We start from the raw sequence: 21,789 nt of genomic DNA, 5'->3' as shown, positions 1-21,789 counted from the left end.
TAAATGGAAGCTGAGCTAGGGTTCTTCTTACTGATATTGGTGGCTGTAACATCGACTTGTGCATCGTTGCTGCATTGGCTACGTCGTGCTATGAGTAAGAAGGCGACATTGCCGCATCAAGTCGCGATGTCCCACATCATTAGCTTAGCTTCCTTCATTTGTTTAGCACTTCTGATCGTCTGCTTCGTGCAAGACAACTTCGCGTTGGAATATGTTGTTACGCATTCCAACAGTCAACTCCCCGTAGCATTCAAGATTGCTGCCGCTTGGGGCGGGCACCAAGGCTCCATGTTGTTTTGGGTCGTCACCTTGAGTTTATGGGCGTCGTTTATTGCATTTAAGTCACCGCTCAACGCCCAATATACTTGTGACTGTTTAGGAATCATGAACGTTCTTATTGCGACATTTGCTTGGTTCACGTTAATGACCTCTAACCCGTTCGAGTATGCCCAAGTATTGGCGTCGGAAGGACGAGATCTAAACCCAATGTTGCAAGATGTTGGGCTTATCATTCATCCACCATTGCTTTATCTCGGTTATGTCGGTTACGCAGCAATATTAGCTTTTGCATTAGCAGCCCTATTGGGTAAACAACCGATGAGTGATTGGTATGTGGTTGCTCGAAGCGCAGCGTTTTTTGCATGGGGAACGCTCACGTTGGGTATCTTGGTGGGATCATGGTGGGCGTACAATGAGCTAGGGTGGGGCGGCTGGTGGTTTTGGGACCCTGTGGAGAACGCTTCTCTACTCCCTTGGCTTACTGGTACTGCTTTGTTGCACAGCGGTGTTGTCGCAACACGTAACAGAGGCGCAATTTGGAGCACCTATGCACTGGCGTTTGCTACGTTCAACCTAAGCATTTTAGGGACATTCGTGGTGCGCTCTGGCGTGCTGACTTCAGTGCACGCTTTTGCGGTGGACCCAACTAAAGGTTTAGTGCTGCTTGGTGTATTGAGCTTGCTTGTCATCATCACTTTTGGCGTATTGATTTTGCGAGGAGAACAACTCCCTCGTTTCAAACTTCAATCTCTAGCGAGCCAAGCTTACACTGCTTATATCGCCAAAGGGCTGCTGGTTATTGCGACTGCCATCGTTTTTCTTGGCACTTTTTATCCGATGGTTTATCAACTGCTCGGCTTAGGGAACATTTCGGTTGGCGCACCTTACTTTAATAGTCTGACCTTTCCATTAAGCATACTGGCTCTGATTGCCTTAGCATTCATGCCAGTGCTGAAATGGACAAAAGGCGCAGTTCCGAGTGGAAGCACTGATATCGCGATTAGTATTGCGTTATCTATAGTCTCTGGGATCGGGTTTATGTTCTCAGTGAACGTACTGCATTTCGAAGTATTGCTAACCATAATATTGGCTACTTGGGTGATTGTGGCGCATCTCGTTATGCTGTTTCGTTGTTCCAATAAGCGCAAACTCATGCCAATCGTGATGGCACATATCGGTTTTGCGCTGGCGGTGAGTGGAGCTGTATTCAACAGTCACTACTCATATGAACATAATTTACGTGTCGAACCCGGCAGTTCTCAACAAAGGGCGGGGATCACTATCGATTATCATGGTATCGAATGGCTGGTGGGGCCAAACTACACCGCGGAACAAGGACAGATCACCTTGCACTTGGAAGATGGCCGCATGCTCAATTTCAACCCGCAAAAGCGTCATTACCCTGTGCGAGTGATGAATATGACCGAGCCCGCGATTCGTTCACTATGGCATGGCGATTATTACGTGACATTGGGTGATAAAGTCGACACTCATGCTTATGCGATTAAAGTTCAGTACCGCGCAGGTATTTGGTGGATATGGTCTGGCGGGCTACTAGCTGTGTTTGGTGCGCTATTAACCGGCCTAAAGAAAAGGAGAGAGGCTATCAATGCGATCGAGAAATACGCTTAAACTCGCAGGTCTGTTTGTGGCTGTTGCCGTGTTTGCTGTAGTAACTGCGGTGGCTTTGTCTGAGCGACCACATGTTGAATTGTCCCCACAACGAAATTTAGATGCACCTAATTTTCGCTCTACTTCTCTGATCTCTGATGACATGGTTTCTGAGCAGTTGTTCAAAAGCGACGGATATAAATTATTGAATGTTTGGGCATCTTGGTGCGGAGTATGCAAACGAGAGCATGAAGAATTATTGCAGTTAGCAGAACTCGGTGTGCCTATTATTGGGCTGAATTATAGAGATCAAAAACAAGCCGCTCGTGAATATTTGAGCTCTAAACGAAATCCATATATTGAAGTAATTAGTGACCCTAATGGAAAGCTCGCTGTGGAGCTAGGTGTTATCGGAACGCCGGAAACTTACTTGATTGATCCAAATGGTCGTATATTGATCAAATATCGTGGAGAGCTAACGGCAGATAAATGGAACGATATATTTTCAGGATACTTGAATGTTTCGATTTAATAATCTTCTCCTCACTTTAATCCTATTTATACTATTTTCTCCTTTCACGAGAAGTGCGGATATAGAACAGAATGTTGATCTGTTTGAATTTCATTCCGTTGAAGTGCAACAGCGTGCAACCTCGTTAGCCAAGGCATTACGCTGCCCGCAGTGTCAAAACCAAAACCTTGTCGAGTCTAATGCACAAGCGGCTAAAGACCTGAGGTTGAAAGTGTATACGATGGCCAATGAAGGCAGCTCAGATCAAGAAATAAAGGACTATCTAGTTGCTCGTTATGGGAATATTGTTCTGTACCAACCACCATTAAATTATTCCACGGCGCTGTTGTGGATCTTTCCTGTGCTATTTTTGATCTTTTTTGTCTTATATTCGATCCGAATGGTGAATCGTAATTAATGTGACCGTTATTCCACTATTAAAAATAAATTGTGCACTTAACAAGCAGAATGTTATCATTTTTCCGAATTTATGAAGTTTCCAGTATAAAGAAAATAAAAATTTTGAGCTGGATAAGTAATAAAAGAACGAAATAGGTGCACGCAGTGGATTCAGTTATATTACAACTTAAAAAAGACTTCTATTCGCAGATTCGTGCATTGCAATCACCGAACCTGCCTCAAGTTACTTCAACGCTCGCCGTGTTGACCGACGAGGAAATCCAAGAACTCGAAGCAGTTTGGATTGAACTCGCCGTTTGGAAGCGCAGTCAGACCCATTAAAAGATAGACCAAACGACCTTCTTGAAACCCCAGACAAAATTTGTCTGGGGTTTTTTATTGTAGTTTTTTTAAATTGTTATAATATAACAATTGTTCAGTTGGAGAGTGTTTCTCTTTTGCTGTCTTGAGTGGATAACTGCCCTCAATTGTGATCTCTATATTGCAAAATGCGGTATCAGTCCCCATAGTTGAAGAGCAACGAGTAAATCCCATGAATGCAATAACGAAAACGCATCAAGCGCATCAAGCAATAAATCGAGTGAGTATAGATATGGCGGAAGTACGTGCCAGAGTAGATTTTAAAGTCGGGGCAAAAAGTAACATTGATGCCGAAATTCTGTCTTTCCATGGTCTGAAGACAGACAAAGAGCATGTTGCTATTATCTTTAAACAAGCGGACCAAACTCAGGACATGCCTTTAGTTCGTATGCACTCTGAGTGTTTGACAGGCGATGTGTTCCACTCTTCACGCTGTGACTGTGGTGAGCAACTAGAAGAGACGATCAATCGCATGGGCGAGTCCGGTGGTATCATCTTGTATCTCCGTCAGGAAGGTCGTGGTATTGGCTTGTACAATAAGATCGATGCATACCGCTTACAAAGCCAGGGCATGAACACGTACGAAGCTAACAACCATTTGGGCTTTGATGATGACCTGCGTGATTTCACAGAAGCAGCACAAATGCTAGAAGCTTTAGGCGTGAATAAGATCCGCCTCGTGACGAACAACCCTAAGAAAATCCGTGAGTTATCTGAGTACGGAATTGAAATTGGCGAGGTTGTCAATACCTCTGCACATATCAAAGATGGCAACGAAAATTATCTGAAGGCAAAAGTCTCTCACGGAAAACATGACCTAAAGGTTTAATCCTAAAGATAAAACTGACAATAAAGTCTGTGAAAAACCTCATTTTTATGAGGTTTTTTTGTATCTGGAGTTGCAAATAAATTGTAAATTTGTATTATCTCGAGACTAAGGTGCAAATAAGAATAATTAGCACTACCAATACGATAATTGAAAAGCTCAACAAGGATGCTTCAGATGAATGCAAAAAAAGTTTTAGTCCAATCTATTGCTGCATCACTCCTCATTGCCAGTGGTTCTACCGTTGCTGCCACAGTAACTAAACAACAAGTAGTCGAACATTACGCGGACGTTGCCCATGCTGTATTTGCTGATTCAGTAACAACAGCGAAAGCGCTTGATGTGAAAATCGACGAATTTCTACAATCACCATCAGCGAAAAAGCTTGAAGAAGTAAAACAAGCTTGGCTAGATTCTCGCGTGCCTTACCAACAGTCTGAAGTTTTCCGTTTTGGTAACGCGATTGTTGATGATTGGGAAGGTCAGCTGAACGCATGGCCACTTGATGAAGGTTTGATTGACTACGTAGCGGCTGATTACCAATACGAATTGGGTAACGAGGGCGCTGCTGCCAACATCATCGCGAACACAAGTCTGCAGATTGGTGCTTCTAAACTGGACGTTTCAAAAATCACTCCAGAATTGCTAGCGGATCTAAACGAAGTAGGCGGTTCTGAGGCAAACGTTGCATCAGGTTACCACGCGATTGAATTCTTGCTTTGGGGTCAAGACCTAAACGGCACTAACGCGGGTGCAGGTCAACGTGCTTACACTGATTTCGTCGTTGGCTCTGAGTGTACGAATGGTCATTGTGATCGTCGTGGTGAGTACCTAAAAGCGGCCGCTGATCTACTGGTTCAAGACCTAGAGTGGATGGAAAAGCAGTGGTCTGCAGAAGTGAAAGGCAACTACCGTGAAGAGCTATTGAACGAATCTGCTGACAATGGTCTTCGTAAGATGCTATTCGGCATGGGTTCTCTTTCTCTAGGTGAGCTAGCGGGTGAGCGCATGAAGGTGGCACTAGAGGCAAACTCGACTGAAGACGAACACGATTGTTTCTCAGACAACACGCACAACTCTCACTACTACAATGAGCAAGGCATCTACAACGTTTACACAGGTACATACAAAGGTGTAAACGGCAAAGAGCTATCTGGTCCAAGTATCGCTGACCTTGTTGCTCAAAAAGACAAGAAAGCCGCGACCGAAATTCAAAAGCAGTTTGATACAACACGTAGCCAAGTTGGTGAGCTAGTGACTTCTGCAGAGAAGAACAACCAGCACTTTGACCAACTTATTGCAGCGGGTAACGCACAAGGCAACGCGCTAGTAAACGACACCATCATGTCGTTGGTAGCACAAACCGGTGCGATTGAGCGTGCGGCAAGCATTGTCGGCATCGACAGCCTAAGCCCTGATACTGCTGACCACGAGTTTTAATAAGAAAACCATAATAAATAAGGGCTCTTTGTGAGCCCTTTTGACGTTTGAGCTCGTTGTTATCACCCTTGTTGTCTATGTAGAGCAATGATATGAAGCCATACCTAATTTCTGCGCTAGCCGCGATCCTTTCTTCTTCTGCCATGGCTTATGATGTTAAGTCTGGTGGCAAAACCAGTGTTAAAAAAGACGGCGCGAATGCCTATTCTCTTCCTGCTGCTAACTTGCCAATGAGCAAACGCCTCGACTTTAGCGTAGGTAACAGCTTTTTCCGTAACCCTTGGGTACAAGCGCCAGCGTCAACGGACGCTCGTGATGGCCTAGGCCCGCTTTTTAACACCAATGGTTGTCAGAATTGTCACATCAAAGACGGTCGTGGTCATCCGCCAGAGAAAGATGATTTACATGCCGTGTCTATGTTAGTGCGCTTAAGCATTCCTGCGATGACGCCAGAACAAAAGAAAGCTTACATCAAAGATGGCGGCATACCTGAGCCGACTTATGGTGGCCAGCTTCAAGATTTCGCTCTGCAAGATCAAACGCCAGAAGGCAAAATCGAAATCACTTACACCGATGTCCCAGTGAAATTTAAAGACGGTACGACGGTGACGCTAAGAAAACCTCATTTGAACATTACCGATCTGGGTTACGGCGATATGCACCCTGATACCGAGTTCTCAGCACGCGTGGCACCGCCAATGATCGGCCTTGGTTTGTTAGAGAGTATTCCCGACGAAACGCTACTTGCTTGGGCTGATGAACAAGATGCCGACAAAGACGGTATCTCAGGCAAAGTCAATAAGGTGTGGGATATTGAGAAGGACGACTTCTCGATTGGTCGTTTTGGCTGGAAAGCAGGACAACCGACGCTAATGCAGCAAAATGCAGCAGCATTTAATGGTGATGTGGGTCTTACGAGCCATTTATTCCCAAATGAAAACTGTACCTCGAAACAAAGCATTTGTGACGACATGCCAAATGGCGGCAAACCAGAAGTGAGTGAAAATATTCTCGATTTCGTAGAGTTTTACAGCCAGCACTTAGCTGTACCTATTCGCCGTAATGTCAATGACCCTAACGTGAAACTTGGTCAGCAAATCTTTGCTGCGTCTGGCTGTGAAAGCTGCCACAAGACCAGTGTTAAAACGGCGAAACGACCAGAGTTACCAGCGCTTTCTGAGCAGCTTATCCACCCATACACCGACATGCTTTTGCATGACATGGGTGAAGGCTTAGCCGATAACCGTCCGGAATATCAAGCAAACGGCCGCGAGTGGCGAACGGCACCGCTATGGGGCATTGGTTATACCGAAGAAGTAAACGGACACACTTACTTTCTACATGATGGCCGCGCTCGTAACCTGATGGAAGCGGTGTTGTGGCACGGCGGCGAAGCTGAAACGGCGAAACAAAACGTCCTAACACTGAACAAAAAAGAACGTGACGCATTGATTGCGTTTCTGAACTCTCTATAAGGACCTAACCATGAAAAAGACACTGTTAGTGAGTGCGATTGCCGCAACGTTAAGTTTGGTTGGTTGCCAATCGACCATCGGTTCGAGCTCTGCCAAGCCTGAGAGTACAAGTCATATTTCTCAAAGCGTGTACGAGGTGGAGTTTCAATCAGCTCAGACGTTTTTAGCGCAAACCACAGAACTTGAACAACGCTTCGCAGATTACTGCGCATCAGAGTCGAAAGATGATGCACAAGTAAAACAGCAATGGCATCAAACTATGCTTGCGTGGATGGCATTACAAGGTCAAGAACGTGGCCCTGCTACGGCGTTGGAGCAAAGCTGGAATGTTCAGTTTTGGCCAGATAAAAAGAACACCACTGGTCGTAAAATGTCTGTACTGACAAAATCTGATCAAGCTTGGAGTGCAGAAGATATTTCCACCCAAAGTGTCACCGTGCAAGGTTTAGGGGCTCTGGAATGGCTGCTTTACGATAAAGCGTCGACCTTATCTAGCAACAGCAATACCTGTGTGACAGGCGTTTCGATTGCTGAAAACCTTGATGACAAAGCGCAGATCATCGCGGATTCTTGGGCAGAAAACCCTTGGAAATCGTTAGAGATGACAGAATGGGAATCTGAGTACATTTCACTGCTATCGAATCAGCTTGAATACAGCATGAAGAAGTTGAGCCGACCGCTAGCGAAGATTGGTAAGCCTCGCCCGTATTTCTCAGAATCGTGGCGTTCCGAGACCTCGCTTTCAAACTTAAAAGCCAACCTTCAAGGGATGGAAGCGTTGTACTTTGCTAACGGAAATGGTCTAGATGCGCTACTTAGAGAGCAAGGCCATGCAGATCTCGCAGACCGTGTCGTTCATCAGTTCGAAATGGCGCTAGAAACTTGGCCTGAAGATAAGAGCTTGTTTGCTGCACTACAAACAAAAGAAGGCTATCGCATGGTGCTCGCTCAATACAACAAGCTAGAGCAATTGAAGTACCTGATTCACGAAGAAGTGGCGATCGAGCTTGGCGTAGTTATAGGATTTAATGCAACCGATGGTGACTGATCAAACCCGCCGAACTTTGCTGAAAGCCGCTCTATTCGGGGCGGCTATACCTATGATGCCATTTGGTTGTGCTTCAACAAGCTCACGTGAGCCTGCGTTGATCGGCTGCTCTATCATTGGCCGAGATAAATTCGCAGCGGTGGTGGCGGATGAGCATGGTATGCCGCTATCTTCATTGCCGATTCCTGAGCGTGGTCACGGTGTGGCAACAAACCAACAAGGCCACGCCGTAGTTTTTGGTCGTCGACCTGGTACTTTCTTCATGGTGTTTGATTATCGCTCAGAGCAGATGATCAAACTGCAACTAGCAACGCCAAATCGTCATTTTTATGGACATGGTGTTTACTCCCATGATGGCACGTTGCTATTTGCCACAGAAGGGGAGAGGGGGACAAGTCGTGGGATCATTGGTGTTTATGATGTGCAGAAGCAATATCAAAAAATCGATGAGTTAACGGGTTTTGGCCTTGGCCCTCATGAAGTGATCATGATGCCTGATGGCGCATTGGCGATTGGCGTCGGTGGCGTACACACTAACGGTCGTGAACCTCTCAATCTTGATAGCATGAGACCGAGCCTGAGTTACCTTTCACAGGAAGGTGAGTTACTGGATCAAGTGTCTTTACCGGATCATAAGTTGAGTATTCGCCACTTAGCCCATGACGGTGCGGAAACCGTGCTTTGTGGTCAGCAATATCGTGGTGAGCCGGACGAGTATCCAGCTTTAATCGCCATGCACACACGCGGTGGTGAAATGCAAGATCTTCAAGCCGAGCCTGAAGAGTGGGCGCGTTTCAATCACTACGTTGCGAGTATTGCAGCAACCGATGAATGGATCTTAGCCACTTCGCCTCCGGGCAGTTGTTATGGTATATGGTCTAAATCTACTGGCAAATTGGTAGAGCTAAGTGCGTTACCAGACGCCTCTGGTGTTGTGATCTACGGTGATGAATTCCGAGTCAGTTCTGGCGCGGGAAAAGTGGTAGAGCAAAGGCCTGAAGAGTCAAAAAATACCTTTGCAAGTGGTGTGCAATGGGATAACCATTGGTCGAGAATTATCTAGAAAGATCATCGAGTAAGCACTTATTGAGAATTTTGTTGTCGTTTTCGGCATCAGATTCTTAATTTTAAACCTGCAAGCTGTGAGATATTTGCCATACTTTTTATTATGGCAAGTAGCGCAAGGATCATTTCAGTGTTTGCTAGGGTTTTAATCATGACGGCACTTCTGGTGCCGTTTTGCAGCTTTTCCACCGTCGTTTCTCTCGAAGCTTCAGCGCAAGTCGAGCAAGAGGGAGCGGTACAAAAGCTGTCTGTAGAAAAAATGATCCATTATCCAGAGGTGATTGATCAACTGTATCAAAGCACCAATTACCGTTTGAACTGGGAAAATGAAAGTGATATTGAGCAGTTTCTTTTTCAAGTAAACCTGGTTGCACTTGCGGATGTCACCGATGAATTCGAAAATCAACTTCACCGGATAAACCAAGTAAGGTGGCAGGGAGATAATCTCGATTTCGATTTAGTGATGACAGACTCACTCTTGATGTACCTTAGTTATCTTGAGCAACTCCCCGAAGAAGGGATTAATTGGCTATTTACAGACAAAGCCCATGTTACGTTACCCGCTCCTAGCATCGATACTTTATCGGTTCTGAGTAATGAGATTACGGTTGGCAAACTTGGTCAGTTTTTGGCAAGTCTCCGGTCTCCATTACAAACAGATGATGCTTTCTACTCCGCCTATTCTTCGCTATCGGAACATTCTCAGTACCAATATCCTGCCTATCAACAAACTGGGCTAGCACGTGTTGGCGATATATTAGAAAACAGACCCCTGTTGATTGAGCGAGTGGAGATCGTAGGCGTAGATGTTTCTTACTTGGATTTAGTCACTGAAGAATATGACGAACAATTAGAGCTTGCGATAAAAGAGTTCCAGCGTATTCATGGTTTGAAAGAAGATGGCGTTATCGGCCCGAATACCATTCGATGGATCAACTTTTCTCCTCAAGAGAGATTGCATCTGCTGGCGTTGAATTCTGAGCGTTCAAGAATTTGGTCGAAAGAAAGGGATAATGTTGTCTTTGTTAACGTGCCTGGATACGAAGTCACGTATTGGCATGACGGTCAACCCTTGTTTGAGTCTAAAGTCGTGGTAGGGAGAGCATCAAGAAAAACGCCCATCATGTCGGTAGCACTGGATTCAGTTATTCTCAACCCAACTTGGAACGTGCCTTGGACTATCATGGTTAAAGACATTATTCCTAAAGTAAAACGTAATCCGATGTATTTGATTAACCATAACATTCAAATCATTCGGTCTTGGACTTCGAACGAAATTATTGACCCTACAACCATCAATTGGGCAACGGTGAATCCGAGAACATTTCCTTATCGTATGCGACAGGCGTCGGGCTTACAAAATGCACTGGGATTGTACAAGTTCAATATGCCTAACCCACAAGCTATTTATTTGCATGACACGCCAAGTAAGAACTTGTTTGAACAGGACAGACGCGCATTCAGCTCAGGATGTGTCCGTGTCGAACATGCAGACCAGTTAGCAGAACTTCTGTTCAAAACTCAGGGGTTGGAAGAACGTTTAGCGAAAAAGCGAGAAAGTTCTCGTCGGTCTAACACGTCAGTTCCTTTGGGAGAGCGCATTCAAGTACACATCATTTATCAAACAGCATGGTTGGAAGAGGGAACGCTTTACTACCGTGATGATATCTATAAGTACGATCACCGCAGTTGAAATCTTTAAGGAAAATTTACAAAACGAAGAATTCTCTTTTAGTTCAATAATTAATCAATAATTACTGCATCTGAAAATCAAGATGGAGTGTTTTATGCGTTTGACGTGACAAATGTGTTTGGTTAATGTCCACGACTTGTCTAGTTGTTGAGCACTGTATTTTGAAATGGTAAGTCGTAACTTTTCCCGCCGAGATTTCCTTAAAATGACCGCTGGTGGTGTGGTGTTGGCGTCTGCCCTGCCATCATTTTCTTGGGCTTCACTCCCTGACGAGCCACGTGCGCTGGCGATGAACAACCTTAATACTGGAGAGATCCTCGAAACATGCTATTTCGATGGAAAACGATACATTAATGATGAACTTCAAAGGCTGAATGAGTTTTGTCGAGACCATCGACGAAATGAGGTTCATCCCATGGATCGACGCTTGTTCGATCAAATAAGCCAAATTCAAAAGTTAATTGGTACAGAAGCAGAGGTGATCGTCATTTCAGGTTACCGTTCTCCTGCCACTAATGCCTCGCTGCGCAACGGGTCTTCTCGTGTAGCGAAAAAGAGCATGCACATGGAAGGAAAGGCCATTGATTTCCGTTTAGACGGTGTGAAGCTTTCAACAGTTCGTGATGCTGCATTAAGCCTAAAAGCCGGTGGCGTGGGTTATTATCCAGGTAGTAACTTTGTTCATATCGATACGGGAGCTGTTCGTTCCTGGTAGTGCTAGTTGAGACAAGGTTTCTAGTCTCAGAACGTCGTCGATTACCCACAGTTCAAAGCTTGAAGTCGCTAGGCCTTAGTGTCATAGTTGCGGCAGTTTTCATGCAAATTTATTCGGTATAGGTTATCTATGGCTCTGAAATACCAAGTTGTTCCAGTAACATCTTTCTCTCAAAACTGTTCTATTGTCTGGTGTGACGAAACCATGAAAGGTATTGTGGTTGACCCAGGCGGCGATGAAAAGCAGCTCGCTATGCTTATCAAAGAGCTGGGTGTTGACGTGGTAAACCTAGTGCTAACACACGGTCACTTGGACCACGTAGGTGGCACGGAACCGCTGTCTGCACTGCTTGGCGGTACAGAGATTGTTGGTCCTCACAAGGCAGATAACTTCTGGTTGCAAGGTTTGGAAGGTCAGAGCCAAATGTTTGGTTTCCCGCTGACAGAAGCGTTTGAACCGCACCAATGGCTAAATGAAGGTGACACTGTCACTTTTGGTAATCAAGTGCTGAACGTATTCCACACACCTGGTCATACACCTGGTCACGTTGTGCTTTACAGTGAAGAAGCGCGTTTAGCGTTTGTGGGTGACGTTTTGTTTAACGGTAGCATTGGTCGAACTGACTTCCCACAAGGTGATTTCAATACGTTGATTAGTTCTATCAAAGAGAAATTGTGGCCTTTAGGCAATGATGTCACGTTTGTCCCTGGTCACGGCCCTCAATCGACTTTCGGTCATGAGCGTAAAACTAACCCGTTCGTTGCTGACGAGATGCCGCTTTACTAAAAGTGCGTGTACTAAGCATTATTCTGGCTCGGCGGCAGCTAAGTATCGCCGAGTCAGTCCCACAAAATCCTCAGCCTCACGATCTAGATCACTTGCTGATATAAATAGATCGTAGCCATAAAAGCCTCTCTGATACTTCATCCGGTTGGCGAGCATCGCTAACAAACCTTTGTACTCAATCCCATCTCTGTTTATATACGGTTTAGGGTCAAGCACTATATCCTCAAACTTATCTTCACACTGATTTTGTTTCGCGCCTAAGTAAAGCAGTGCTCGCTGGCTGAGGAGAATTTCTGTCGCTATACGAGGGCAGATTGAATTTAAGTAGGGCGAGTAGTGTTTTAGACGAATACCGATCCAAGGTAGCGGTTGGTGCCACCCTTCCTGTTGGTAGCTACAAATACCGATTGACTCAATATTTCGCCATCGGACGACCCAACCTCCTTTAAAAAGGTGTTGCTGAAAGTGAGAAGCTGTCAGCGTAAAAGTGACTTGGCTTTTCTTAATCATCAAGATGGCGAAACCAACGATTGCAGACATCAAAATGACCGACAACATGGCTTGCTTCCATCCCGGAGAAATGGCAACCAAAAACAAAGTGATGAGTGCAACAAGCAACAAAAGTATTCTGTTGATAGGGGAGTCGGGTTTGAAATGTGAATTTGTTAGGTGCAGCGTTTCCATGCTTATAACCTCATCGAATACTTGTCCAAAAATAAGTGGGTAGCTTTATGTGCATTGATTTGCATTTAAAATAAAACAAACCTCTGTTTTTATACCCAGTATTCAATAAATCCGTTCATAAAATATCTGATTAAATAGTAGACGTTCTATGCTTTGAGCGCATTTTTCATCGCGTTTCGCCGCTAAAACCTACAAATTGCTTGTGAATTTTGGTATAAAACGCGCTTCAAATTTTCATCCCTGCTGAGATGCAGTGAACTGGAGAAATATTCAATGAGACTTGCTCATAAGCGTAAAGTGCAGATGAAACTGCAAAAACGCATTAAAGCGACAGTAGCAAACTTAGCTGCAGCACCTAAAGCAGTGAAGCCTGTTGCGGAAAAAGCAGTAGCACCTTCTGTTGCTGAAAAAGCTGTTGCGGAGAAAGTAGTAGCTGATAAAAAAGTAGCTGCAGTGAAAACAGTTGATGTTGCCCTTACTCCTAAGCAACAACAAGTATTAGACATCGTTATGGCGAATGCTGAAGGTATTAACCCTAAAGGCATCGGTCTAGCTGCAGGTCAAGAAGATACTAAAGCGGCATCATGGGCTACTGGCGCACTAAAGAAGCTTCTTGAAGAAAACCTAGTTCAAAAAGAGCAGTTAGCAGGTAACAAAGTTATCTACAAAGCAGTTTAATTACCGCTACCGTTCTGGATTGAATACCTCGGCCGATGCCGAGGTATTTTTTTATCTTGGTATTGGAAATAATGCATTAAGTACTGACTTTAACACTGCCAATAAGTGGTTTGTCACATTTTCTTAAATACTATGTAAATTTTTTGGCAGAAAAATACGTACGTATTGTTTTTTATTTTTATTCATAGATAAAAACATAATTTATTGATTTTGCTATTAACAGTCTTTTGTCATGACGATTATCCTACGTACTTGTACGTAATACCTTAGGCTAATGCCTTATTGATGAATTACTCGCTTCCGTGTTCATGCCCATTTCGCATTAGACAACATTGTTACATCTTTTATACCGAATACAGCCAATCCTAATGAAATGGATGACAACAATAACCTTGGTGATAAAGGACGTGAACGATGAGTCTAATCCAAAAATCTTTAAAACGAGTGCTCAAAACAACCGCTGTCGCTGCCGCGATGGCACTCGCAGCGACTTCTGTAAACGCTGCTGAAAAAGTCTATCGTTTAAAGCTTGCTGAAACTTGGGGGCCTAATTTCCCAATTTTTGGTGATACCACAAAAAACATGGCCAAAATGGCGGAAGAGATGTCCAACGGACGTTTGCAAATCCGCATTGATTCCGCAAACAAGCATAAAGCGCCTTTTGGGGTGTTTGATATGGTTAAGTCGGGTCAGTATGACATGGGCCACTCAGCGTCTTATTACTGGAAGGGTAAGGTTCCAAACACACTTTACTTCACTTCTATGCCCTTCGGTATGTTGCCAACTGAGCAGTATGCATGGTTTTACTACGGCGGTGGTATGGAGCTGATGGAAAAAGTGTACTCTCCACATAACTTGATGTCTTTCCCTGGCGGTAATACCGATACTCAGATGGGCGGGTGGTTCCAAAAAGAGATCAAGTCCGTCGAGGACTTACAGGGTTTGAAAATGCGTATCCCAGGGTTTGCTGGTGAGATTTTGGCTGAGTTAGGTGCCAAGCCAACGAATATCGCCCCTGGTGAGCTATATACTTCTCTAGAGCGTCGCACAATTGATGCCTTGGAATGGGTTGGTCCATCGCTGGATCTACGTATGGGCTTCCACAAAATAGCGCCTTACTACTACACAGGTTGGCATGAGCCAGCGACTGAGCTTCAGTTCCTCGTTAACAAGCGCACCTGGAACCGTCTACCTGATGATCTAAAAGCGATTTTGCAAGTAGCCATGAAAACGGCCGCTTACGATATGTACACGCAATCGAAACACGAAAGCGGCAAAAACTGGGCATCTATTAAGTCTGAATACCCAAATGTTGAAGTAAAAGATTTCCCACCTGAAGTCGTAGCTGCGTTGCGAGAAGCAAACGATCGTTTGTTGAAAGAACATGCAGAAAAAGATGCTTTGGCGAAAGAGATTCAAGAGTCACAAGCGAACTATATGAATCAAGTTCGACCATGGTCAGATATTTCGCACCGAGCGTACTTAAACAGTCAAGCTCAACAATAACGTTATGAAGCAGGCGATGCCAAGAGGTTTAGCCTGCTATCGAAGCCCAAGAAAACTTCATAATGAATGCTCCGCACTATAGCGGAGCGCATCTAAACGTTCCACGGAGTTCGGAATGAGAAGTCTTATTTATATTGAGCGATTATTTAACCGCTTTAGCGATTTTCTCGGATGGTTATCCAGCATCCTGTTTATTTTGTTGTTAGCAAACGTTGTGTACGACGTTGTCATGCGTTACGTGTTTAATGATGTGTCTATCGCATTCCAAGAAATGGAATGGCATCTATTCTCTGCCGTGTTCTTGCTTGGTGTGCCTTACGCAATTAAGTCCGGTGGCCATGTTCGCGTCGACATTTTTTATGAACGCTTATCTTACAAAGCACAATCCATCATCGACATCATAGGCACACTATTTTTCTTATTCCCTTTTTGCCTACTGGTAGCTTGGTTTGGTGTTGATTTCGCTAAGGAAAGTTACGCGTTAGGCGAGACGTCTGGTGACCCAGGTGGCTTACCATATCGTTGGATTATCAAAGCGATGATTCCGCTGTCATTTTTCTTTATGGCGGTGAGTGGTATTGGATTGTTACTTCATTCAATCAACAAAATTGTCAACCCTCATCTCATCTATGCCGGTAATAACGGTAAGTCGTAAAAGGAAGTCATTATGATCGGTATAGTGATGTTTTTTGTTGCGCTCTTTGCGCTTCTATTGGGATTTCCCGTTGCCTTTACTTTTGGTGGTATCGCGCTGATTTTTGGTGTTTGGGCTGAAGGCATCGAGATGTTTGCTTTTATGCCATATCGAATTCAGTCCATTATGGAAAATACGGTGCTAATGGCCGTACCGCTGTTCGTTTTTATGGGGCTAGTGCTACAGAAAACGAAGCTTGCTGAACAGCTACTAGAATCAATGGGGCGTTTGTTCGGTGGCGTTCGCGGTGGTATCGCTATTTCTACCGTGTTAGTTGGCGCATTGCTTGCGGCTTCAACGGGTGTGGTAGGCGCATCAGTTGTTGCGATGGGCTTAATATCTCTTCCTGTGATGCTCAAGTACAATTACGACAAAGGTTTAGCGTGTGGGACTATTTGTGCGTCTGGCACGTTGGGCCAAATTATCCCACCTTCTATCGTGTTGATCTTGTTGGGTGATGTACTTGGCGTACCGGTAGGGGACCTATTTCAAGCTGCGATCTGGCCCGGTATTACACTTGTTGGCGCCTATGTGATCTATATTCTCATCTACGCGAAGTTGAACCCTCAAGCCGCACAGGCGATAGAGCGCGATGAGTCGATCAGTCGTAAACAAGAAGTGCTCACCGCACTGAAAGCTGTATTGCCACCTTTAGCATTGATCATCGTGGTATTGGGCTCCATCTTTGCAGGGATTGCAACACCAACAGAGTCAGCGGCACTGGGCGGTGCAGGTGCGATAATTTTATCACTATTGTATAAACAGTTTAGTTGGTCGATGATTTATGATGCATCAAAAGAGACAGTTAAAGTAACCGCAATGGTCTTTGCGATCTTACTTGGTGCGACCGCCTTTTCAATGGCATTTACCTACACTGGTGGTGATTATTTAGTTGAAGAGTGGATGTTAGAACTGCCGGGTGAAAAGTGGGGATTCCTTATTATTACCATGGTGGTGATTCTGATTTTAGGTTTCTTTATCGACTTCGTTGAAATCTGTTTTATCATCGTGCCAATTATTGCGCCAGTCGCTGAATTGATGGGCATTAATATGACGTGGTTTGCGATTCTTATTGCGATGAACTTACAGACGTCGTTCCTCACACCGCCATTTGGCTTTAGTTTGTTCTATCTAAAAGGTGTCGCTCCAGCAGGGGTTACTACGCGAGATATCTACAAAGGTGTGATGCCATTCATCGCGATTCAGATTGTTGTGTTGGCGTCTTTGCTGTTTTTCCCAGGTTTTTACGGTATGAGTTAATCACTCGATAATAAAGAGATTTTGTGAACTGAGAGTTTTTACCTTTTGAGACAAGTTGTTAAGCTGTTAATTATGTCTATGCAGACACAATCGATTCGTTTGTACTGCTAAGATAGTAAGCTGTAAAGGCAGCGTTTCATGGAGGGAAGGGATGCCTCTCAAAGCAAAGTTAATTCTGCTGACACTGATACCCGTGGTATTGGTGTCAGCGAGTATCAGCTGGATCTCTATCTATCAAACCAAGACCCTTGGCAAAAGGGAGGTAGAGATCTTTCATCAAAACCTGATCCAATCAAAAGAAGCGGCGCTGAAAGATACGGTCGACGTCGCTTTTGACTCCATTTCTTACATCTACAACGATCCGACTTTAGAAGAGAGTGTTGCCAAAACGCGTGTGAAAGCGATTTTAAATCGTTTGAGTTATGGGTCGGACGGCTATTTTTTTGCTTATGATAAATATGGTACCAACCTTGTACACCCAGTTCTTCCGGAGCTTGTCGGGGAAAACTTACTCTATCTTGAAGACGAAAATGGCGATCGCTTAATCGAAGCTTTATTGTATCAAGCGCAATCAGGTGGTGGATTTCATCAGTACCTGTGGCAAAAGCCATCTACGGGTGAAGTCGTCCCTAAGCTTAGTTACGCTGCATGGCTCGATAAGTGGGAGTGGATGATAGGGACTGGGCTGTATATTGAGGATGTCAGCCGAGAAGTCGCCAATATGCGCGCGGCAGTGAACAAAAATATCGAAACGACATTTTTCTCAGTCGTCGTGATCTTAGCGGTGACCGTTGCTGTAATCATTGTTCTCACTCTGGCGATCAATCTGCACGAGCATCGCCTCGCTGATAAGAACCTGAAAGAATTGGCACATAAAACCGTGATGTTCCAAGAAGATGAGAAAAAGCATTTAGCGCGAGAACTGCACGATGGAATCAATCAGTTGTTAGTCTCCAGTAAATGTCATTTAGACTTAATGAGTCATAGACTTGAAGACGAAAAACTCAAATCCCACTTAGATAAATCACAACGATCGCTCGTCACCGCGATAAATGAGGTGCGGCATATTTCTCATCAGCTCCGTCCAAGCGCCCTCGATGATATCGGTTTAGAAGCAGCACTGACGACCTTGCTACAGGATTTTCATTCCCATTCCGGGATTGATATCGAGAGCAATTTCGATACTCAGCAGCACAAACTGACTTCGGAAGTCGCAACGACGCTATATCGCGTCGCTCAGGAGTCTTTGAATAACATTGAAAAACATGCGCGAGCGAAAAAAGTAACGGTTACTTTGCAAAAAATGGGCAATATGCTGCAATTACTCATACGTGATGATGGCGTTGGATTTGTGGTTAACCAAGCAGTGCACCAACAAGGGATTGGGTTAAGGAACATGCAAGAGCGTGTAGAGTTCATCGGTGGTGAATTTGAGCTAATGAGTGAGCTTGGCTTGGGAACAGAGATTACTGTGCTGCTTAATTTGGATGAAATAGTTTATGGATAAACCGATTAGTGTAGTGATTGTCGATGATCATCAAGTGGTATTGGATGGCTTCATGGCTCGTTTGGAGTTAGAGCCTGACATCGAAGTGGTGGGGACAGCAAGTAATGGTTTGGAAGCGATAGAGGTCGCAAAGCACTTGCAACCGGACGTCATATTGATGGATATCAGCATGCCAATAATGAACGGTATTGAAGCGACTGGTGTAATTAAAGAAGCTCGCCCAGAGAGCAAAATACTTATGTTGACCATGCACGATAATCGCGAGTACATCATGAAGGTCATGCAAGCTGGTGCCGTAGGATATATGCTCAAGGAAATCTCGGCCGAGAAAATGGTGCAAGCAATAAAAACGGTGAACCAAGGCTCGACGTATTTCTGTGAATCCGTCACACAAACACTCTTTACCCAAGAAGTGGTGCCTGCCACGCAAAAAACGAATCCTCTCAGCCGCAGGGAAGAAGCGGTACTTAAATTAGTTGCTCAAGGAAACAGCAGCAAGAAAATCGCCACTTTACTCAATATTAGTTATCGAACGGTAGAGACGCATCGCCATAACATTAAGCACAAGTTGGACTTACATTCGACGGCGGAGTTAGCAAAATATGCGTTTGAAACTGGGTTGACTGAGTAGGAGAGTAGTGCCCGCAAAAAGCGAGCACGTGGGAGCGAAACTAATCGGCTTTGGTAATGCTACCAAGCTCTAGCATTGGAGCAACATCGATGTCCTCTGCATTCATCATCGTCGAGATGCGTTGAACGGAAGATAGTAGAAGGGATTGCTCCCATTCTTCCAATTTTTGGAATCGATTAATGAAGTGCTCTTGCAGCGGCGTTGGTGCTTGTTTTAAGGCTTCTTGGCCCTTGCTCGTAAGTACAGCATGCACTTTACGCTTGTCTTGAACACTGCGCTGACGCTCAACAAACTGGCCTCGTTCTAGTCTATCTAGAATGGTCGTTGCGGTCGCTTGGCTCATGTTAGTGTGGCTAGACAACTGTTTAATCGTCACGTTATCTAAGTCATTGATAGCGCGCATCAAAATCAACTGTGGAGCAGTCAATCCAGACTCTTTGCTCAGCTTTTTAGAATGTAAATCAATAGCGCGGATGATCTGACGAATCGAGACCAATACTTCTTCGTACTTTTCCAATTTATTCATCCAGTCTGTAGGGAACATTTATCGAGGCGACACTAACTTAAATGCGCCCTTATTTAAAGGGGGGAAATCAAAAATTACCTCTACAATTTTACGCCGTGTCCTCAATACCATTTTGTCGCGCCTTTTCGACAAAATAAGAAGAGCTAAAATTATTATAGCAATAAATGTTTGTGGTCTAACTATTGTAGTAGTGATTTGTTCTATCAAAGGCCGTAACCACACAGTGAAAAGTAAGTTATTGGATTTTTTAATAGCAAAAAGATAGACAAAAACGTGTCAAATGATAGGATCTTGCGCCTTCACGGAATGCAAAACGTATCGTGTTCGAAAGATTTTTTTGTTTGGTACGTAAAAACACTACAAAAATAGAGAGGAACGATGACAAAGGGTATAGATAAGTACAGTATCGATAGTACCGACTATACGGTAGGTCAGGACAACGTTCAAAAATGGGGTTTTGATGTTCATAACCCAGTTTTTGGTATTAGTGCAGGTTTAATTGCGCTGTTTCTTGTCGCTGCATTAGTTCTAGATGCACATACCGCAAAGACGGCACTTGATGGGCTGAAGTGGAAAATTATTGGTTCATTCGATTGGTTGTTCATTATTGCAGGTAACATTTTCGTTATTTTCTGTTTGGCACTTATCGTCTCACCAATGGGTAAGATTCGACTAGGTGGTAAAGACGCTGTTGCCGATTACTCGTTTATGTCATGGCTTGCAATGCTATTTGCAGCTGGTATGGGTATCGGTTTAATGTTCTGGAGTGTTGCAGAACCTGTCGCTTACTTCACCGGTTGGTATGAAACGCCACTTGGTGTTGAGGCAAATACACCAGAAGCCGCGAGATTGGCACTGGGTGCAACGATGTTCCACTGGGGCCTTCACCCATGGGCAATTTACGGTGTTGTAGCACTTTCTTTAGCATTCTTTGCCTACAACAAAGGTTTACCGCTATCTATGCGTTCGATCTTCTACCCACTTCTGGGTGATCGTGCATGGGGTTGGGCTGGCCACATTGTGGACATTCTGGCTGTGCTTGCGACTTTATTTGGTCTTGCTACATCCCTAGGTCTAGGTGCGCAGCAAGCAGCAAGTGGTATTCATCACGTATTTGGTGTTGAGCCAGGCCTAGGTCTGCAAATCGTCGTTATTACCGTGGTGACTTTACTTGCTGTTGTTTCAGTCGTACGCGGCATCGATGGTGGTGTTAAAGTCATTAGTAACATCAACATGGTTGTGGCGTTCTTGCTACTTCTCCTTGTTGGTCTTATCGGTTGGGCGGCGAGCCTAGGTTCGATTCCAACCACACTTATGGCATATGTAGAGAATATCATCCCACTAAGTAACCCGTTTGGTCGTACGGACGAAGCTTGGTTCCAAGGCTGGACAGTGTTCTACTGGGCTTGGTGGATTTCATGGTCGCCATTCGTAGGCATGTTCATCGCGCGTGTTTCTCGTGGCCGTACCGTTCGCGAGTTCATCACAGCAGTTCTGCTGGTTCCAACTGCGGTTACCGTTGTTTGGATGTCTGTATTTGGTGGCCTTGCGATCGAGCAAGTTGTTGATAAAGTAGGTGAGCTGGGCACAAATGGCTTGACTGACGTATCACTTGCTATGTTCCAAATGTTTGATGTTCTTCCATTTGGTAGCATGCTTTCTATCATCGCTGTTGTGCTGGTACTTGTGTTCTTCATTACGTCTTCTGACTCTGGTTCACTTGTTATCGACAGTATCACGGCAGGTGGTAAAGTCGATGCACCTGTACTTCAACGTGTCTTCTGGGCATTCATGGAAGGTGCAATTGCGGTTGCTCTGCTATGGATTGGTGGCTCCGAGGCTGTTCAAGCTCTTCAGGCCGGTGCCATTTCTACAGCACTGCCATTTACCTTCATTCTGCTTGCAATGTGTGTGAGCTTATTGATGGGTATGCGAACTGAGCGTCAGTAATTCGGCATTTTATAAAACCGTCTGACTAACAATTAATCAAAAGGCCAGCAATTTGCTGGCTTTTTTTGTGCGGTTTTTATGACGCTTGAGACAAAAAAATGACACATGAAAGTTCATATTTTAC

21 protein-coding genes are annotated in these 21,789 nt (G+C 44.6%); 19 read left to right on the top strand and 2 right to left on the bottom strand.

Annotation, left to right across the window (positions count from 1 at the left end):
- The first annotated feature begins 3 nt into the window (after nt 1-3).
- From R8269_RS16105 to R8269_RS16050, 12 genes are all read left to right on the top strand, one after another.
- Nucleotides 4-1,911, top strand: a complete 1,908-nt coding sequence (locus R8269_RS16105) for a heme lyase CcmF/NrfE family subunit (RefSeq protein ID WP_053306574.1) — start codon at nt 4-6, stop codon at nt 1,909-1,911.
- Nucleotides 1,889-2,422 carry a DsbE family thiol:disulfide interchange protein gene (locus tag R8269_RS16100; protein ID WP_005376839.1) on the top strand — a complete coding sequence of 178 codons (534 nt, stop codon included), beginning with the start codon at nt 1,889-1,891 and terminating at the stop codon, nt 2,420-2,422. The genes R8269_RS16105 and R8269_RS16100 overlap by 23 nt, the downstream gene beginning before the upstream one ends.
- Complete coding sequence (gene nrfF, locus R8269_RS16095) at nt 2,409-2,819, top strand: heme lyase NrfEFG subunit NrfF (RefSeq protein ID WP_171346209.1); 411 nt, start codon at nt 2,409-2,411, stop codon at nt 2,817-2,819. The genes R8269_RS16100 and nrfF overlap by 14 nt, the downstream gene beginning before the upstream one ends.
- Before the next feature lie 146 nt (nt 2,820-2,965).
- Nucleotides 2,966-3,142, top strand: a complete 177-nt coding sequence (locus R8269_RS16090; protein ID WP_020480909.1) for a hypothetical protein — start codon at nt 2,966-2,968, stop codon at nt 3,140-3,142.
- Between the two features lie 271 nt (nt 3,143-3,413).
- The gene (locus tag R8269_RS16085) at nt 3,414-4,010 is read left to right on the top strand and encodes a GTP cyclohydrolase II (protein ID WP_025767283.1); all 597 of its coding nucleotides are present in this window, start codon (nt 3,414-3,416) and stop codon (nt 4,008-4,010) included.
- 174 nt (nt 4,011-4,184) lie between these two features.
- Entirely contained in the window at nt 4,185-5,447 is a 1,263-nt protein-coding gene (locus R8269_RS16080; RefSeq protein ID WP_053304295.1) for an imelysin family protein, read from the top strand.
- Nucleotides 5,448-5,539: 92 nt separating this feature from the next.
- Complete coding sequence (locus R8269_RS16075) at nt 5,540-6,922, top strand: di-heme oxidoredictase family protein (protein ID WP_171346210.1); 1,383 nt, start codon at nt 5,540-5,542, stop codon at nt 6,920-6,922.
- Nucleotides 6,923-6,932: 10 nt separating this feature from the next.
- Nucleotides 6,933-7,970, top strand: coding sequence for an imelysin family protein (locus R8269_RS16070; protein WP_171346211.1), 1,038 nt, complete (start codon nt 6,933-6,935; stop codon nt 7,968-7,970).
- Nucleotides 7,951-9,033 carry a DUF1513 domain-containing protein gene (locus R8269_RS16065; RefSeq protein ID WP_171346212.1) on the top strand — a complete coding sequence of 361 codons (1,083 nt, stop codon included), beginning with the start codon at nt 7,951-7,953 and terminating at the stop codon, nt 9,031-9,033. The genes R8269_RS16070 and R8269_RS16065 overlap by 20 nt, the downstream gene beginning before the upstream one ends.
- 153 nt (nt 9,034-9,186) lie before the next feature.
- Complete coding sequence (locus R8269_RS16060) at nt 9,187-10,728, top strand: L,D-transpeptidase family protein (RefSeq protein ID WP_171346213.1); 1,542 nt, start codon at nt 9,187-9,189, stop codon at nt 10,726-10,728.
- Nucleotides 10,729-10,894: 166 nt separating this feature from the next.
- Nucleotides 10,895-11,443 carry a DUF882 domain-containing protein gene (locus R8269_RS16055; protein WP_031778936.1) on the top strand — a complete coding sequence of 183 codons (549 nt, stop codon included), beginning with the start codon at nt 10,895-10,897 and terminating at the stop codon, nt 11,441-11,443.
- Nucleotides 11,444-11,572: 129 nt separating this feature from the next.
- On the top strand, nt 11,573-12,229 hold the full coding sequence (locus tag R8269_RS16050) for an MBL fold metallo-hydrolase (RefSeq protein WP_005376855.1): 657 nt from the start codon (nt 11,573-11,575) through the stop codon (nt 12,227-12,229).
- 18 nt (nt 12,230-12,247) lie between these two features.
- Here the strand turns inward: R8269_RS16050 and R8269_RS16045 are convergent, their stop codons facing one another.
- Complete coding sequence (locus R8269_RS16045; protein ID WP_005386825.1) at nt 12,248-12,913, bottom strand: DUF2982 domain-containing protein; 666 nt, start codon at nt 12,911-12,913, stop codon at nt 12,248-12,250.
- A 273-nt stretch (nt 12,914-13,186) separates the two neighbouring features.
- On the opposite strand from R8269_RS16045, the gene R8269_RS16040 reads away from it, so the two are divergent.
- The 6 genes from R8269_RS16040 (at nt 13,187) to R8269_RS16015 (ending at nt 19,189) form a co-directional block, all read left to right on the top strand.
- Nucleotides 13,187-13,591, top strand: coding sequence for a hypothetical protein (locus R8269_RS16040; protein WP_005376863.1), 405 nt, complete (start codon nt 13,187-13,189; stop codon nt 13,589-13,591).
- Nucleotides 13,592-14,005: 414 nt separating this feature from the next.
- Nucleotides 14,006-15,097 (top strand): TRAP transporter substrate-binding protein, encoded by a 1,092-nt coding sequence (locus R8269_RS16035; RefSeq protein WP_017636112.1) that lies wholly within the window; start codon nt 14,006-14,008, stop codon nt 15,095-15,097.
- A 115-nt stretch (nt 15,098-15,212) separates the two neighbouring features.
- On the top strand, nt 15,213-15,752 hold the full coding sequence (locus R8269_RS16030) for a TRAP transporter small permease subunit (RefSeq protein ID WP_053306570.1): 540 nt from the start codon (nt 15,213-15,215) through the stop codon (nt 15,750-15,752).
- Between the two features lie 12 nt (nt 15,753-15,764).
- Nucleotides 15,765-17,051 carry a TRAP transporter large permease gene (locus R8269_RS16025; RefSeq protein ID WP_005376871.1) on the top strand — a complete coding sequence of 429 codons (1,287 nt, stop codon included), beginning with the start codon at nt 15,765-15,767 and terminating at the stop codon, nt 17,049-17,051.
- A gap of 151 nt (nt 17,052-17,202) precedes the next feature.
- Nucleotides 17,203-18,558 carry a cache domain-containing protein gene (locus R8269_RS16020; protein WP_005386831.1) on the top strand — a complete coding sequence of 452 codons (1,356 nt, stop codon included), beginning with the start codon at nt 17,203-17,205 and terminating at the stop codon, nt 18,556-18,558.
- On the top strand, nt 18,551-19,189 hold the full coding sequence (locus R8269_RS16015) for a response regulator (protein WP_005376875.1): 639 nt from the start codon (nt 18,551-18,553) through the stop codon (nt 19,187-19,189). Before R8269_RS16020 ends, R8269_RS16015 begins: the two co-directional genes overlap by 8 nt.
- Before the next feature lie 40 nt (nt 19,190-19,229).
- Here the strand turns inward: R8269_RS16015 and R8269_RS16010 are convergent, their stop codons facing one another.
- Entirely contained in the window at nt 19,230-19,706 is a 477-nt protein-coding gene (locus R8269_RS16010) for a MarR family winged helix-turn-helix transcriptional regulator (protein ID WP_005376877.1), read from the bottom strand.
- A gap of 387 nt (nt 19,707-20,093) precedes the next feature.
- Here R8269_RS16010 and R8269_RS16005 point away from each other — a divergent pair, with 387 nt between their 5' ends.
- The gene (locus R8269_RS16005) at nt 20,094-21,665 is read left to right on the top strand and encodes a BCCT family transporter (protein ID WP_005376879.1); all 1,572 of its coding nucleotides are present in this window, start codon (nt 20,094-20,096) and stop codon (nt 21,663-21,665) included.
- Nucleotides 21,666-21,789: the final 124 nt, after the last annotated feature.

This window comes from Vibrio sp. Vb0667 (assembly GCF_033391095.1).
The sequence above is the reverse complement of the archived record's forward strand: the minus strand, read 5'-3'. Positions and strand labels throughout refer to the sequence as shown.

Excerpts from the sequence above, each read along its gene's own strand:
- R8269_RS16105 (WP_053306574.1), top strand. The coding sequence starts at position 4 with ATGGAAGCTGAGCTAGGGTTCTTCTTACTGATATTGGTGGCTGTAACA.
- R8269_RS16100 (WP_005376839.1), top strand. The coding sequence starts at position 1,889 with ATGCGATCGAGAAATACGCTTAAACTCGCAGGTCTGTTTGTGGCTGTT.
- nrfF (WP_171346209.1), top strand. The coding sequence starts at position 2,409 with ATGTTTCGATTTAATAATCTTCTCCTCACTTTAATCCTATTTATACTA.
- R8269_RS16085 (WP_025767283.1), top strand. The coding sequence starts at position 3,414 with ATGGCGGAAGTACGTGCCAGAGTAGATTTTAAAGTCGGGGCAAAAAGT.
- R8269_RS16080 (WP_053304295.1), top strand. The coding sequence starts at position 4,185 with ATGAATGCAAAAAAAGTTTTAGTCCAATCTATTGCTGCATCACTCCTC.
- R8269_RS16075 (WP_171346210.1), top strand. The coding sequence starts at position 5,540 with ATGAAGCCATACCTAATTTCTGCGCTAGCCGCGATCCTTTCTTCTTCT.
- R8269_RS16070 (WP_171346211.1), top strand. The coding sequence starts at position 6,933 with ATGAAAAAGACACTGTTAGTGAGTGCGATTGCCGCAACGTTAAGTTTG.
- R8269_RS16065 (WP_171346212.1), top strand. The coding sequence starts at position 7,951 with ATGCAACCGATGGTGACTGATCAAACCCGCCGAACTTTGCTGAAAGCC.
- R8269_RS16060 (WP_171346213.1), top strand. The coding sequence starts at position 9,187 with ATGACGGCACTTCTGGTGCCGTTTTGCAGCTTTTCCACCGTCGTTTCT.
- R8269_RS16055 (WP_031778936.1), top strand. The coding sequence starts at position 10,895 with ATGGTAAGTCGTAACTTTTCCCGCCGAGATTTCCTTAAAATGACCGCT.
- R8269_RS16050 (WP_005376855.1), top strand. The coding sequence starts at position 11,573 with ATGGCTCTGAAATACCAAGTTGTTCCAGTAACATCTTTCTCTCAAAAC.
- R8269_RS16045 (WP_005386825.1), bottom strand. The coding sequence starts at position 12,913 with ATGGAAACGCTGCACCTAACAAATTCACATTTCAAACCCGACTCCCCT.
- R8269_RS16040 (WP_005376863.1), top strand. The coding sequence starts at position 13,187 with ATGAGACTTGCTCATAAGCGTAAAGTGCAGATGAAACTGCAAAAACGC.
- R8269_RS16035 (WP_017636112.1), top strand. The coding sequence starts at position 14,006 with ATGAGTCTAATCCAAAAATCTTTAAAACGAGTGCTCAAAACAACCGCT.
- R8269_RS16030 (WP_053306570.1), top strand. The coding sequence starts at position 15,213 with ATGAGAAGTCTTATTTATATTGAGCGATTATTTAACCGCTTTAGCGAT.
- R8269_RS16025 (WP_005376871.1), top strand. The coding sequence starts at position 15,765 with ATGATCGGTATAGTGATGTTTTTTGTTGCGCTCTTTGCGCTTCTATTG.
- R8269_RS16020 (WP_005386831.1), top strand. The coding sequence starts at position 17,203 with ATGCCTCTCAAAGCAAAGTTAATTCTGCTGACACTGATACCCGTGGTA.
- R8269_RS16015 (WP_005376875.1), top strand. The coding sequence starts at position 18,551 with ATGGATAAACCGATTAGTGTAGTGATTGTCGATGATCATCAAGTGGTA.
- R8269_RS16005 (WP_005376879.1), top strand. The coding sequence starts at position 20,094 with ATGACAAAGGGTATAGATAAGTACAGTATCGATAGTACCGACTATACG.